9 protein-coding genes are annotated in these 14,274 nt (G+C 53.3%); 6 read left to right on the top strand and 3 right to left on the bottom strand.

The genetic code is table 11. The annotated features are described in order from the left end of the window. Window positions 1-155: 155 nt before the first annotated feature. The gene (locus tag M2403_RS22170) at window positions 156-359 is read left to right on the top strand and encodes a 2-hydroxymuconate tautomerase family protein (protein ID WP_208951243.1); all 204 of its coding nucleotides are present in this window, start codon (window positions 156-158) and stop codon (window positions 357-359) included. Between the two features lie 204 nt (window positions 360-563). Continuing rightward, complete coding sequence (locus tag M2403_RS22165) at window positions 564-1,502, top strand: sugar kinase (protein ID WP_259230967.1); 939 nt, start codon at window positions 564-566, stop codon at window positions 1,500-1,502. A 608-nt stretch (window positions 1,503-2,110) separates the two neighbouring features. On the opposite strand, the gene M2403_RS22160 is transcribed toward M2403_RS22165, so the two are convergent. The 3 genes from M2403_RS22160 to hmsP all read right to left on the bottom strand — a co-directional run bounded on the left by M2403_RS22160 (window position 2,111) and on the right by hmsP (window position 7,445). Beyond that, complete coding sequence (locus tag M2403_RS22160) at window positions 2,111-3,616, bottom strand: pitrilysin family protein (RefSeq protein WP_165060809.1); 1,506 nt, start codon at window positions 3,614-3,616, stop codon at window positions 2,111-2,113. A 317-nt stretch (window positions 3,617-3,933) separates the two neighbouring features. Further along, window positions 3,934-5,226, bottom strand: a complete 1,293-nt coding sequence (locus M2403_RS22155; RefSeq protein WP_152323654.1) for a dicarboxylate/amino acid:cation symporter — start codon at window positions 5,224-5,226, stop codon at window positions 3,934-3,936. Between the two features lie 236 nt (window positions 5,227-5,462). Continuing rightward, window positions 5,463-7,445, bottom strand: coding sequence for a biofilm formation regulator HmsP (gene hmsP / locus M2403_RS22150; protein ID WP_259230966.1), 1,983 nt, complete (start codon window positions 7,443-7,445; stop codon window positions 5,463-5,465). Window positions 7,446-8,005: 560 nt separating this feature from the next. On the opposite strand from hmsP, the gene M2403_RS22145 reads away from it, so the two are divergent. The 4 genes from M2403_RS22145 to bcsB are packed head-to-tail and all read left to right on the top strand — an operon-like array spanning window position 8,006 to window position 14,257. Beyond that, entirely contained in the window at window positions 8,006-8,848 is an 843-nt protein-coding gene (locus tag M2403_RS22145; protein WP_259230965.1) for a cellulose biosynthesis protein BcsO, read from the top strand. Next, the gene (bcsQ, locus tag M2403_RS22140) at window positions 8,839-9,642 is read left to right on the top strand and encodes a cellulose biosynthesis protein BcsQ (protein ID WP_165060797.1); all 804 of its coding nucleotides are present in this window, start codon (window positions 8,839-8,841) and stop codon (window positions 9,640-9,642) included. Before M2403_RS22145 ends, bcsQ begins: the two co-directional genes overlap by 10 nt. Before the next feature lie 29 nt (window positions 9,643-9,671). After that, window positions 9,672-11,771, top strand: a complete 2,100-nt coding sequence (gene bcsA, locus M2403_RS22135) for a UDP-forming cellulose synthase catalytic subunit (RefSeq protein ID WP_152323658.1) — start codon at window positions 9,672-9,674, stop codon at window positions 11,769-11,771. Beyond that, window positions 11,768-14,257 carry a cellulose biosynthesis cyclic di-GMP-binding regulatory protein BcsB gene (gene bcsB / locus M2403_RS22130; protein WP_259230964.1) on the top strand — a complete coding sequence of 830 codons (2,490 nt, stop codon included), beginning with the start codon at window positions 11,768-11,770 and terminating at the stop codon, window positions 14,255-14,257. The genes bcsA and bcsB overlap by 4 nt, the downstream gene beginning before the upstream one ends. Window positions 14,258-14,274: the final 17 nt, after the last annotated feature.

Below are 14,274 nucleotides of genomic sequence, written 5' to 3'. Positions count from 1 at the left end.
GCTGCGCGGGGAAACTTTAATCACTCCGCATTTCTCGCCGTTCTGCCCGCATAAAAAACCAAAAAGGCTGGCTGGCGGTTCTTTTCATCCGCTTCTACAGTGGAGAACTGACCCCACGTTATTTCCCTTTTGCTTACCCGATACGGAGAAAAAAAATGCCCTACGTGAATATCAAAATCACCCGAGAAGGCGCAACCGTCGAACAAAAAAAGGCACTTATCGCCGGCGTGACCCAGCTGCTGGCCGATACGCTGGGTAAAAATCCGGCCACCACGGTTGTGGTCATTGATGAAGTCGATACCGATAACTGGGGGATCGGGGGCCGACCGGTGACCGAACTGCGTAAAGAAAGCCAGTAGCCTTCCCACGGTGATGCCCAGGTGGAAGTTCTGCTGCTTCCACTTTTACCCTCCTTTTATTTCATTTTTCCGCTTCCTGCCTAAAAAAATAAAACCTCGTTTTAATTTATTTGACTGACCGCATTCTTATGAAGAGACTAGAGCGCAATAATGACGGTCTTTTCTTTCCTTTCGTTTTAATGTTTCAGACATAGGCCAGGTACAATGACCAGCAAAAATATTGCCGTTATCGGCGAATGCATGATCGAATTGTCTCAGAAAGGCGATGCCCTTCACCGTGGTTTTGGTGGCGACACGCTGAACACGTCTGTTTATATTTCCCGCCAGGTTTCGCCTGAAGCGCTGAACGTTCACTACGTGACAGCGCTCGGCAATGACAGTTTCAGCAATGAGATGTTGCAGGCGTGGCAGCAGGAAGGTGTCCACACCGCGCTGACGCAGCGTCTGGAACACAAACTACCTGGCCTGTATGTGATTGAAACGGACAGCACCGGTGAGCGCACGTTCTACTACTGGCGCAACGATGCCGCCGCGCGTTACTGGCTCGACAGCCCGCAATCCGAAGAGATTTGCCAGAAGCTGGCAGAGTTTGATTATCTGTATCTGAGCGGGATCAGCCTGGCAATTCTGAACGATGAAAGCCGTAAACGTCTGATGACACTGCTGCAAGCGTGTCGTTCACGCGGCGGAAAAGTCATTTTCGACAACAACTACCGTCCGCGCTTATGGGCGAACAAAGAGCAAACGCAGGCGGCTTACAACGCCATGCTTTCCTGCACGGACATCGCATTTCTGACGCTTGATGACGAAGATATGCTGTGGGGCCAGAAGCCGTACGACGAAGTGATAGCCCGCACCCACGCGCTTGGCGTCAGTGAAGTCGTGGTAAAACGCGGCGCTGACAGCTGCATCGTATCCAGCGCCGAAGGCGAACTGCACGACGTTCCGGCGGTTAAATTACCGAAAGAGAAAGTGATTGATACCACTGCGGCGGGCGATTCATTCAGCGCCGGGTATCTGGCTGTTCGGTTAACCGGTGGCAGCGCGGTGGAAGCCGCCGTGCGCGGGCATGAGACTGCGAGTACTGTGATTCAGCATCGCGGGGCGATCATTCCTGTGGAGTTTATGCCAGAGCGGGTATAACGATTTTTCACTTGCAGTGGGGCTGCCAAAATTGACCGTGGGTATTTCGGTTTCTTTATTGCAGTGATCACTTAACTCGCTGCGCCGAAACCGCCCAAAAGGGGCCATGACGGGCCCCTCTTGGATCTCCCACGTCTTTTTACTGCGCGCTACCGCAGGCAAGACGGACATGTTCTGTCACTTAAGCGAGTGGCGCAAATCCTGGTGCTTCGCACTTCCTTCTCTCGGTCTTCGAGCCGCAGGTCTCGAAGCCGCTCCGTTCAGCAGGATTTTTGATCACGCCATTTTTAACTTTCTAAAAGCATATTGGTTTTGAATTTAAGATCGTACGGGCGTTTCAGAAAGCTTGCTGCGCGAGAGGTTCGAGACCTATGGCTCGAAACCCGAGCAAAGGTACCGCGCAGCGGCAAGATTTCCAGCCTGTCACTGCGGTTGCTGAAACATAGCCAGCGAGCGATAGCGCGGAGTGAAAAAGCGAGGAGAGATTAAAGAGAGGAAAAGCACTTTCCTCTCTTTATCGGTTTCGGCGCGGTGAGTTAAGTGAGCGCTGCACTTAAAAAACCGAAACTTTCACCCATCCTAACCGGGAATAAATAAGGGATTCTCCCTTATTGCGCACTCGCCGCCGCCGATGCCGCCGGCACATCACCCGCTGCCGGAGCGCTCTCCACCGGTGCCATCACTTTGTCATATACCGCCCGCAGTTCACCCGCATTCAGTTCTGGCTCACCTTTAGGTTGTGCGATAAGCATGGCAGGTTCGCGGGAAAGCTGTTGTTTCAGCTCCTGATTCAGCACCGGCAGCGTCAGCGTACTAAGGAACTGCTGACGCAATTGCTGATATTGCTCAGGCGCGATGTCGACAACGCCATTTTGCTGCGAGCGTAAACGCTGGCTCATCAGCACGTCGGTGTCGGTACGCGCGTAAGTGGCGAAAAGTTTGCTCAGCTGATCGTTCTTCTGCGCAATCAGCGCATCAAACTCAGCCTGAGAAATCCCTTTGTCACGCACGGCCAGAAGTTCTTCGGAAAGACGCTTGAACAGTTCGGTCAGCTTAGCCTGTGGCGCTTCAATTCGGATGGCGCACTGCGCACGCTGATACTGGACGTTGCAATCAAAACCAAGGCCAGGGCCCGGTGTTGTGGCGTCTTTTTTGTTTTCAAAAGCGCTTTTCAGGGCTTCTTGAAGATGCCAGAACAGCGCTTCGCGGGCCAGATCACTGCGCCAGTAAGCGGCCAGCGCCTGCGAATCCTGAATCGGCTGCCACGCGTTATCCCACATTAATGAGAGACGATCTTGCGTCAGGTTGCCGTCCATCGTGGTCATGGATTTGGTGGTGACTTCCGACAGCGTCGGCAACGTTTGTGGCGTCTGACGGCTGCCTTTCAGCGGCGAGAATGTCCGGTTGATTTGTTCACCCAGCGCGCGGCTGTCGACATTACCCACCACAAACAGCGTCATGGCGTCCGGTGTATACCACTGATGATAAAACTTCGTCAGGGCTTCGATATTGACCGGTTTGGTCGGCAGCTGATCCGGGCTATGCCCCACCAGCGTTGAGCCGACGATACGGGTACGCCACCAGGCATCCTGCGTATTTTGCGGCAATGAACCCACCGGATCCTGCGTTTCCTGCCGCGCGGCGCTGACCAGCGCAGGCGTCACAGAGATTTTACCCGCCGTATTCGCCAGCCAGTTCAGCGCATCTTTCAGCAGCTCCGGGCGGTTATTCGGCAGGCTCAGGTTATACATCGTGAAATCATAGGAACTGACCGCGGGCGGCAATGGCCGTTGCGGATTGATACTTTGCTGCCAGAGTGATTGCAGCTCAGACGTGCTGAATCCTTCGCTGTGCATCAGCGCCAGACGCGGCAGGAAATGGGCGTAGCCCGCCTGCTGGGCAGATTCTGCCAGCGAGCCGGTGCGTACCACCAGACGTAATTCAATACGATCGCTCGGACGTTGCGGCGTGGTCAGCAACTGCCAGGTAAATCCATTATCCAACTTGCCCTGCTGCCAGGCCGGGTCAGGTTGTAATGCTTCAGCTTGCACATGACTTGCGGCTGCTGCCAGCAACAATCCACCAACGAGTAAACGGATTTTGGTGCCCTGCATGTGAACCCCTACGTAATGACAATCTAATGTTCAAATATGCTGTCCTGCCGGTGCTGTTCGGCGAGCCCACAGGAACTGAATGCGTAAGTTAAGGACGTAAATTACAGCCCTTCGTTAGACCGCGCGTTTTTCGCAATGTCGCGCAGCCCGTGAAAATATTCTGGTAAAAAGCGCCGGAGGTGGCCTTTGAGGGAGTTATTATGAAGATAATCCACCGGTTACATCAAGTAACCGGTGGTTATTAGGGGATTTTGAGCCTAAATAAATGCGTTTTTTGGAACGGTTAACGATATTTTCATCCGTTCAGAGACCATTATTCAGAAACCTGACGCCGATTTCTCAGCTTCCGTCAGACCTTTCTGACCATTCAGCGTCGCTTTTAACTGACCTTCGTCCAGCTGATCACACCATTTTGCAACCACGATGGTTGCCACGCCGTTACCCACCAGATTGGTCAGCGCACGTGCTTCTGACATAAAGCGGTCAATGCCCAGAATCAGCGCCAGCCCGGCAACCGGTAAATGCCCGACCGCTGACAGCGTCGCCGCCAGAACGATAAAACCACTGCCGGTCACGCCCGCCGCCCCTTTCGAGGACAACAACAGCACGACAATCAGGGTGATCTGATGCCAGATATCCATATGGGTATTGGTCGCCTGTGCGATAAACACGGCCGCCATGGTCAGGTAAATCGAGGTGCCGTCGAGGTTAAACGAGTAGCCGGTCGGGATAACCAGCCCCACCACTGATTTCTTACAACCCAGACGCTCCATTTTATCCAGCATCCGCGGCAGCGCGGATTCAGAGGACGACGTACCCAGCACGATCAGCAGTTCTTCTTTAATGTAGTTAACAAACTTGAAGATGCTGAAGCCGGTAAAGCGGGCGATAAGCCCCAGCACCACGACCACAAACAGAATACAGGTCAGGTAGAAACACAGAATCAGCTGGCCGAGCTGCACCAGAGAACCGACGCCGTATTTACCAATCGTGAACGCCATCGCCCCGAATGCCCCTAACGGCGCAAGACGCATGATCATATTGATGATGCCGAAAATGACCTGTGAGAAGCTTTCGATGACGTTGAAAATCAGCTGGCCCTTGTGGCCCATCCGGTGCAGCGCGAAGCCGAACAGCACGGCAAACAGCAACACCTGCAAGATATTGCCACTGGCAAATGCGCCGATCACGCTCGACGGAATGACATCCAGCAGGAACGGAATAATGCCCTGGCTCTGCGCCTGCTCGGCGTAAACCGCGACCGCCTTGGCATCCAGCGCCGCCGGATCGACGTTCATTCCCGCGCCGGGCTGGACGATATTCACAATCACCAGGCCGATAATCAGCGCCAGCGTACTGACGATTTCAAAGTAGAGCAGCGCGATCGCCCCGGTGCGCCCCACGGCTTTCATGCTTTCCATGCCCGCAATGCCGGTCACCACCGTACAGAAGATGACCGGGGCGATGATCATTTTGATTAATTTAACAAAACCATCACCCAATGGTTTCATTTGAGCGCCGAGATCGGGGTAGAAATGTCCCAGTAAAATACCGAGGGTGATTGCCAGAAGAACCTGAAAATACAGACTCTTGAAGAGTGATTTTTTCATAAATACCCATCCTGAAGTGATTGCGCCGCCTTCTATTTTTGTAAGGTCAAAGTTAATGAGCGGCAGCAGGGAAATAACACACACACAACATGATGGAAATATTTCGTTTCGCACTGCAATAACGGTTCATGAAAAACCAGAGCGGAAAGCATTCAGCAATAAGTAATGTAATTAAAAAAAGTAAAGGAGGGGTAAAAAAGGCCGGACAGGAACGGGTTTCCTGCCCTTTATCGGATTCAGGCGGGCTGACAGAATTTCTGTTCGAACTCTTCTTTAGAAAGCGGCGCAGAGAATAAATAGCCCTGCCCGAACTGGATATTTTCTTTCAGCAGCCACTGGCGCTGCGCTTCGGTTTCAACGCCTTCTGCAATAAGCTGAATATCCATCGCGCGGCCAATTGAGGCCACAATGTTTACCATCACTTCGTCTTCCGGCAGAACGCTGACGAAACTGCGGTCAATTTTGATCACATCGATAGGTAAAGAACGCAGGCGGTTGAGATATTCCAGCCCGGAATAGCCCAGGCCGAAATCATCCAGTTCAATCGAGACGCCCACGGCGCGGAGTTCGCTGAGCAACAACAGCGCGCGATCCAAATCATCAATGCGCGCCGTTTCGGTGATTTCCAGCACCAGCTGACCCGGATTAATTTTGTAGCGGCTGAGCAGGCTGCGCAGTTCCGGCAGGAAATTACGCTGCTGAACCTGGACGCCGGATAAATTCACCGAGAGCGGTAAGGTAATGCCGCGCTGTTGCCAGTCGGCAAGAATGCCGCAGCCCAGTTCGAGGATTTTGTAACCCAGCATGCTCATTACGCCGATTTCTTCGGCCAGCACGATGAAATCGCTTTCCAGACCATAACTGCCGTTGGCCATTTTTCTGCGCAACAGGGCTTCAGCGCCCAACACCGTGCCGGTTTCCATATTGACCTGGGGCTGGATGAACAGCGTGAAATCGTTCTGTTCCATCGCGTGCAGAATTTCATTTTCCTGCAACAGGCGTTTCTGAATTTTCTCAGTCAGTTCCGGTTCGAAAAACAGAATCTGGTTTTTGCCCTGCTGATACGCCGACACTCTGGCCGCACGGGCATTCGCCATCAGCTGCTGTGCGGTCACCGGCGTTTCGCCCGTGTGCTGAACAATGCCGATGCTGCCGGTCGGATGCAGGGACATATTCCCGGAATCGCTTTCCTGCGGCGCATTAATGCGTTCCATGATTTGTCGCGCAAGGCGCATCGCCATAAATGGCCGTGGCACATCGCCCGCCAGCAACGCAAATTCGTTGTAGCTCAGACGCGCCAGCAAACAGTGTTCCGGCAGCACATCCATAATAGAAGAGATCAGCGGGCAGCTGACATGGCCGTCGTCGCGCAGGCTTTCAATGCCGATCAGTAACAGGTGGAAGCCCTTTTCGGGCTCCGACGAATGCAGCCGGTGTTGCAGGCGCAGCATAAACTGCTCGGCATTATTGAGGATATCTTCCGCGGGCAGCAGCGCGTCATTCATGCTTTGCTGCGCTTTTTCCAGCTGCTGCTGATTACGGTTATAACTGCGCACCAGCATGCCAATTTCATCGTCTTCATGGCGCTCCGGCAGCACCAGCTGGTGATAAGGCACTTCACTTTCCGGCAGCGATTCCAGTTCTCTGGCAATGGTGCGCAGCGGTTTGACGATCAGGCGGTTCACCACCCAGCTCACCGAGATGGTGAGGATCAGTGACAGCAGGAGATAGGTTGTCAGCATGGTCGACAGCGCGCTGACGATAAACTGATACATGCGGTACGAATCCGCCTGAAGAACCAGATACGCCAGCGGCTTGGGGGCTTTAGGGCTGGCAGCCGCAGAATAAAGGGGAACTGAAATGGTGACGGGCAGATTGAAACCGCGGGTAACCCACTGCGGCACCGGTCTGCCCGGCGGGAAATGCGTGTGCAATGCAGCAATCTGATTAGGCATCACGACGTCGGCACGGCTCAGAATCCCGACCGGTTGCAGGGTATTGAGAATGTCCTGCGTTTCTTCCAGATCGACATCGAGCACCGCCTGCGACAGCGGTTCGCGGACAGAATGTGCAATATTTTCAAGTTGCTGGGCGTAATCGTCCCTCCGCTGTTGCACAAAGTGAAACAACTGGATGACGATAAAAATACAAATGGTGACTGCAGCAATACTGGATACCGCCGCCATCTGTTTAATCGTTAATGAACGCCTGACCCGCAACTTATTTCTCCATCAACTGCCGGGCTGATTTGCCCCGCATACACTAACAGGAACGGTACTTCTGCGCAGTATACCTCATAACCGGTTATTTCGAGGTGAAACACAATGTTTTGGCTATAAAAAACAACACGTTTGACCGTCAGCATCTACACTCATTATTCACAAGGGTATTTCACTGACGAAAAACATACATTACGGGTCGTAATTGAATACTTAGCAACGTAAGAAGATCCTAACATCAACTTAACTAATGTTGTTTGTGTGCTACCGATTTCAATACGGGCAACGCATTACTCTGCTTTAACGCAAAAAAACAGATAATTAATATCTAAATCTTTCTGTAACAGGCAGTTATAGGGGCGTTGTTATTTATGCGTGATAATCCTATTTTTTGTAAAAAGTGCTCTATGCTGTAAAAGAGCTGATATATTAAGAAGAGTCTTATTCCCACTAAAAACTTAAACAAAATTAAACTTTTCTTATGCTTTGTTAGCGGCCTTTTAAAGTCCGTTTTGACGTCCAGAAAACACCGATATATATAATCCTAGCGGGCGGGATTTATGAATAAATATGACGACATTAAACGTTTTATGGATAAAACGAAGTTGGAAAAGCTTGATTATAAAGAGCTTAACGAAAAATCAACGGGTGAATCCATTACCGGTTCTATGAACCAATGGACGTTGATTAAACAAGTGTCAGCCAGCGAAAATCCGGCCGGACCGCTCGACAATGGCCGCACGACACAACCTACGCCTCAGTCTATTTCTGCCGATGAGTTTTCACTCGCTGCGTCGCAGCCCATGAGCGAACCTTCGTTCACGCAACCCCCGGTGAATCAGCCTCAGCAACCGTTGCCACAAGCCGCGGCCGCACAGCCCGTGCAGCAAAATCAGGCCGCACCGTTGTCATCGGAAGTCCCTCCGCCCGTGGCGGGTTTTGGATTGCTCGAAGCCTTGCGTGAAACGCTGCCTCCGGTGCCGCCACAGCCTGCTCCCGTGCAGGCCGCGCAGCCCGGAAAACATCAACCGGTTCACACCGCGCCGACGTTCCACGCCCAGTCAGTTATTCCTGACAACGGCGGAAGTCTGCTCGATTCACTGCGTAAAGTCATGCCTGAAGCACCTGTGCGGCCCGCGCATGTTCAGCCGGCCCCGGCTCAGCAAGCCGCCCCGGTTCGCAGCCAGCCCGTACAGCCTGCAGCACCGGCGTATCAACCGGCACCGGCCAGCCCGTACACAACCAGCACGGCGCCTGTTGCACCCGCGTCCCCGGCGTCTGCTGATGCTAACCAGCGCTTTAAACAAATGTTTAAACAGCGGGCTCCACAGCCTGTCAGCGCCTATTTACATCGCGACACACCGCTTCAACCCCTGTTAGAGATGATTGCCTCATGCCGTTAGTTTGCGTTTGTTCACCGAAAGGTGGGGTAGGAAAAACCACGGTGGCCTCCAACCTGGCCTATTCGCTTGCCCGCAGTGGCAGCAAAGTTCTGGTCATCGATTTTGATGTGCAGAATGCCCTTCGCCTTCATTTTGGTGTGCCTATTTCCGATACCCGCGGCTTTGTCGCCGGTTCAGGCAATGAATCCGACTGGAGCCAGTTTATTCTCAAAGCGGGTTCAAATACCTTTGTTTTACCTTACGGCGAAGTGACGGAAGATCAGCGTCTGGAATTCGAACACCAGTTAGCCAGCGATCCGCATTTCTTACAGCGGGGATTAAATACCGTACTGAATTATCCGGGTTTAATTATTGTCGCCGATTTTCCTCCGGGCCCGAGCCCGGCGTTAAAAGCCGTTCAGGCGCTTGCGGATTTACATATTGTGGTGATGTTAGCGGATACCGCGTCATTATCTTTATTGCCATTAATGGAAAAAAATAAATTAATTGGCACGCCTTTAAATAATAAGAAAGGTGAATATTACGTCGTTAACCAAAGTGACACTCGCCGGACATTAAGCCGCGACGTGACGCAATTTTTTGAACAACGTCTGAACGAAAGATTATTAGGCACGATCCACAGGGATGAATGTGTGCCAGAGGCAAATGCCTCGCAGCGCTCTATTATTGATTTTAGTCCGGTATCGGCTTCGGCATTTGATATTGAACTGATCAGCAAAAAAGTCGCCGCTATTTTAGGGATTAAAGTCGGTGATGGTGAATTACACGCCGCGCCTAAATCTGGCAGTTATTAACTATCACTGTTAACAGCGACCCCAAAGCGATGAATAAATTCCTGTTTTCCTTACTTGTGCTTCTGCTGCTGCCGGTGGCAGCAGTGATCATCATCACCCCTATGGACAGCCAGAAACAGTACATTTTTGGTCTGATCAGCATCGGGCTGTTATTCCTGCTCGGTATCAGCAAGAGCCGCCGTATCAGTGTGGTCATGGTCATCATGTCCGTTATCATGTCGACGCGTTATATTTACTGGCGCGCGACAGAGACGCTGCATTTTAATTCAACGATAGAAGCCATCTTAGGGATCGGGTTATTCCTCGCCGAACTGTATGTCTGGATTATTTTATTGCTGGGCTACCTGCAAACCACGTGGCCGCTGAAACGTACCATCGAACCATTGCCGGATGACACCACCCTGTGGCCAACCGTTGACGTTTATATTCCGTCTTATAACGAAAGTCTGGATGTGGTGCGTGATACCGTTCTGGCCGCGCAATGTATCGATTATCCGAAAGACAAAATCAAAATATACGTGCTCGATGACGGTAAACGCGATGAATTTGCCGTGTTCTCCGCCGATGCGGGCGTGGGTTATATCACCCGTAACGACAACTCCCACGCCAAAGCCGGTAACCTGAACCATGCGATGAAACTCACCAAAGGTGAGCTGATTTGTGTGTTTGACTGCGACCACGTCGCGACACGCGCGTTTTTGCAGGCGACCGTGGGCAGTTTTCTGAAAGACCCGCGACTGGCGCTGATCCAGACGCCTCACTATTTCTACTCGCCGGATCCGTTCGAACGTAACCTTTCCGCCGGCCGCACCATGCCAAACGAAGGCGCGCTGTTCTACGGCCCGGTTCAGCAAGGTAACGATAACTGGAATGCCACCTTTTTCTGCGGTTCGTGTGCGGTTATCCGCCGCGTGGCGCTTGAAGAAGTCGGCGGTTTTGCCGTTGAAACCGTAACAGAAGATGCGCACTCCGCGCTGAAAATGCAGCGCCGTGGCTGGAATACCGCGTTTCTGGATATTCCGCTGGCCGCCGGTCTGGCGACAGAACGTCTTGGTCTGCACGTCATTCAGCGTACCCGCTGGGCGCGTGGCATGACGCAGATTTTCCGCGTCGATAACCCGCTACTGGGCCGTGGCCTGAAATGGCAGCAACGCCTGTGTTATCTGAACGCCATGCTGCACTTCCAGTTTGGCCTGCCGCGCGTGGTGTTCCTGACCGCCCCGCTGGCGTTCCTGCTGTTTAACCTGAACATCATTTCCTCGTCAGCCAGCCTGATTTTTGCGTACGCGCTGCCGCATCTGGTGATGTCGCTGTACATCAACTCCCGCATGAATGGCCGGTTCCGCTATACGTTCTGGGGTGAAATCTACGAAACCGTCATGGCTTTCCACCTGATCCTGCCAACGCTGGTCACGATGTTCGCGCCAAAACGCGGGAAATTTAACGTGACCGACAAAGGCGGCCTGCTGGACGTCGGCTTCTTCGACTTCAACATTGTCAAACCGCACCTGATTGTCGCGATTCTGATGATTATCGGCATCGGTTACGGCGTAGTGCGGGCGATTTTCCATGACTACTTTGCCATCGATCCGAACGTTATTGCCCTGAACGTCGCATGGGGGAGCTTCAGCGTGCTGATTTTGCTGGCGGCGATTGCCGTGGCGAAAGAAACCCGTCAGGTGCGTAAAACCATCCGTATTGATGTCGCTATTCCGGCCATCATTCATTACGCCAATGGGATTTCACTGCGCACCACCACGATTGATATGTCGATGGGCGGCGTGCAGCTGGTAACGCCGGATGTGCGTTACATCGACGAAGAAATTGAAGAAGTTGAAATTCAGCTTTCTTCCGGTGCAGAGAGTTTCCCGGTGACGCAAATCAGCGGCAATAAAGAACGCCTGCGTCTGCAATTTGAAAACCTGCCGCTGTCGAAACGCCGCGAGCTGGTGCGCGTTGTGTTATGCCGAGCTGACGCCTGGATTGGCGAAGAGTATCCGCCGGACAACCCGTTCAAATCTCTGGTCAGCATTATCCGTTGCGTGTTTGAGCTGTTCTACAACACCTGGAAAGAGCGCCGTGCCAAAAATAAACCCGCTGACGCCACCAGCAAGAGTGAAGCAGCATGAATCGACCACGTAAACAGACCGTAAAACGCCGTTTATCTGCTGTGCCGGGCGCGTCCCTGCTCAGGAAAATCTCCGCAGGTGTATTGCTGACCTTCAGCAGCCTGCCGTTTACTCATGCTGAAGACGCCGCGGCGCCAGCCGTGGATCCGGCGACCAGCCTTCCCGCTGCGCCATCATGGTTGCCGCCCGTCACGCCGATGCCGGATGAAAGCGCACCGGCCAGCGCAGCACCAGCCACGGCAGCTCCGGCGGGCGACGCACCTCAGACCGATACAACGCCGTTGAATACCAGCAACACCGCGCCCGACGCCGATCCGTCGGCAGCCCCTGCGCCGGTCATTCCGCTGGTTCAGCCGGTGACCAGCACTATCACCGTGGCTGAAATGGGGCAGACCAACGGCCTGACCCTCAGCGGCGGCCAGTTGCAGTCCGGGATTATCTTTACGCTGCCTGCCGATGAAGTGGTCACCAACGCCCACCTGTCGCTGGCACTGAAAATTTCCCCGGCGCTGATTGCCCGCGATACTACGCTGGAACTGATGCTTAACGGTCAGCCTCTGGGCAATCTGCCGCTCAATCAAAGCAGCAACGGCGGCGATGTTTACGATCTGGATATTCCGTCGGCGATGGTGGTGTCCAACAACAACCTGAGCTTCCGCGTGCATGACAGCAACACCATGACCTGCGAGAAAGATCAGTCAGACAAATATTGGGTCACAATTTTGCCGACCACCAGCATTGGTCTGGAAGGTCAGCAGCTGAATATTGGCCGCAATCTGGGTAACTTCCCGCGTCCGTTCTTTGATGGCCTGCAAATGCAGGAATCGAAAATTACGATGGGTTTCTCTGCGGCGATGAAACCCGGCGATGTCAGCGCAGCGGCGATGGTCTCTTCTTATCTCGGCATGTTGTCCGATTATCGCAGCGTCGATTTCCCGGTCATCCTGAACGATTTACCGGACCAGAACGGCATTCTGTTTGGTAAGCCAGGCGATAAAATCGGTTCACTGACGTTGCCAGCCAGCAACGGCGCATCGATTCAGATTATCGATAACCCGATTAACCCGGTTTACAAACTGCTGCTGGTACTGGGCAATGATGATAACGAACTGCGTCAGGCCGCATACCGCCTGATCAGCGGCGGTATGCCGAACAATGCCGAACGTCTGGATGTCACGCAGCAAACTATTCCGTCGAGCAAACCGTATGACGCGCCGCGCTGGATTGACACCTCGCGCCCGGTCACGCTGGGCGAACTTGCGGGTAAAGATCCGGACTCCCTGATTTCCAACGGGATTTACCACGATGGCATTCAGGTCGCCTTCCGCGCCGCGCCAGACTTGTTCATGTGGGATGGCCACAACATTCCAGTGCGCATCGATTACCGTTTCCCGACGGAAAACTGGATTGATGAAGACAGCTCCCGCCTCAATGTGTCCATCAACAGCAACTTCCTGCGCAGCCTGACGGTGAACAAAGTCGGTCTGGTGGAAAATATCTGGCGTCGTCTGGGCGGTGACAGCCGTCAGGAACGTTATACCCTGCAACTCGCGCCATACCTGATTTACGGCGATAACCAGCTGCAATTCTATTTCGACATCAGGCCGAAAAAAGATGCGCCGTGCAGCATTCTGACCAGCGACAACATCAAGAGCCGTATCGATCCGAAATCCTTCATCGACCTGAGCGGAAGCTACCATTTCGCACAGTTGCCGAACCTGTCGTATTTCGTCGGTGCGTCTTATCCGTACTCCAAACTGGCTGACTTCACCGACACGCTGATGTTGCTACCGGAAGTGCCTTCTGCCGGTGAAATTCATACGTTGCTGAATCTGGCCGCACGCGCCGGGAAAGCCACGGGTGTACCGGTGAATCACGTGCAGGTCGCCTTTGGCCTGAAAGGCGATGAAAGAAATAACGCGTTGTTTGACCGCGATATTCTGGCCGTCACCACGCTGGGCGATACGCCGTTCAACCAGCAGTTACTGGCCGATTCGCCGTTCAGCGTGAATGCCGGTTCGATGGGCGTGAAAACGCCGACGCAGGTCCAGCGCATCGTGGCCTGGCTCACCGGCGACTGGTACCGCCAGCCGGTGGATGCTGACCGTTATCTGTCCTCAACCGGCGCATGGCGCGGCTTCGTCAGCTACCGCTCACGCTGGTCAAACGATCACGTCGTGGTCGTCGCAACGGGCACGGACGATCAGCAACTGCTGAAAATTCATAACGACCTGAAATCGCCGAAAATCAACGCCAACGTGCGTGGCGATCTGGCGATTATTACCGATGAAAATGGCATCCGCAGCTTCTCCGTCGGCCAGCAATTCCCGACCGGACAGATGCCGTGGTACATGATGGTGCTCTGGTACGCCAGCACACATATTGTGATCCTCTCGCTGATTGCCACACTGGTTTCACTGCTGATTGGCCTGAGCCTGTTCGTCGTGTTGCGTCGTCATGCTGCTAAACGTCTGGGTCAGAAATGAAAAGCGTCGTCTCAAGA

It is taken from the genome of Rahnella sp. BIGb0603, assembly GCF_024808755.1.
GTDB classification, from domain to species: Bacteria; Pseudomonadota; Gammaproteobacteria; order Enterobacterales; family Enterobacteriaceae; genus Rahnella; species Rahnella contaminans.
This window is presented reverse-complemented; position numbering and strand designations above follow the sequence as displayed.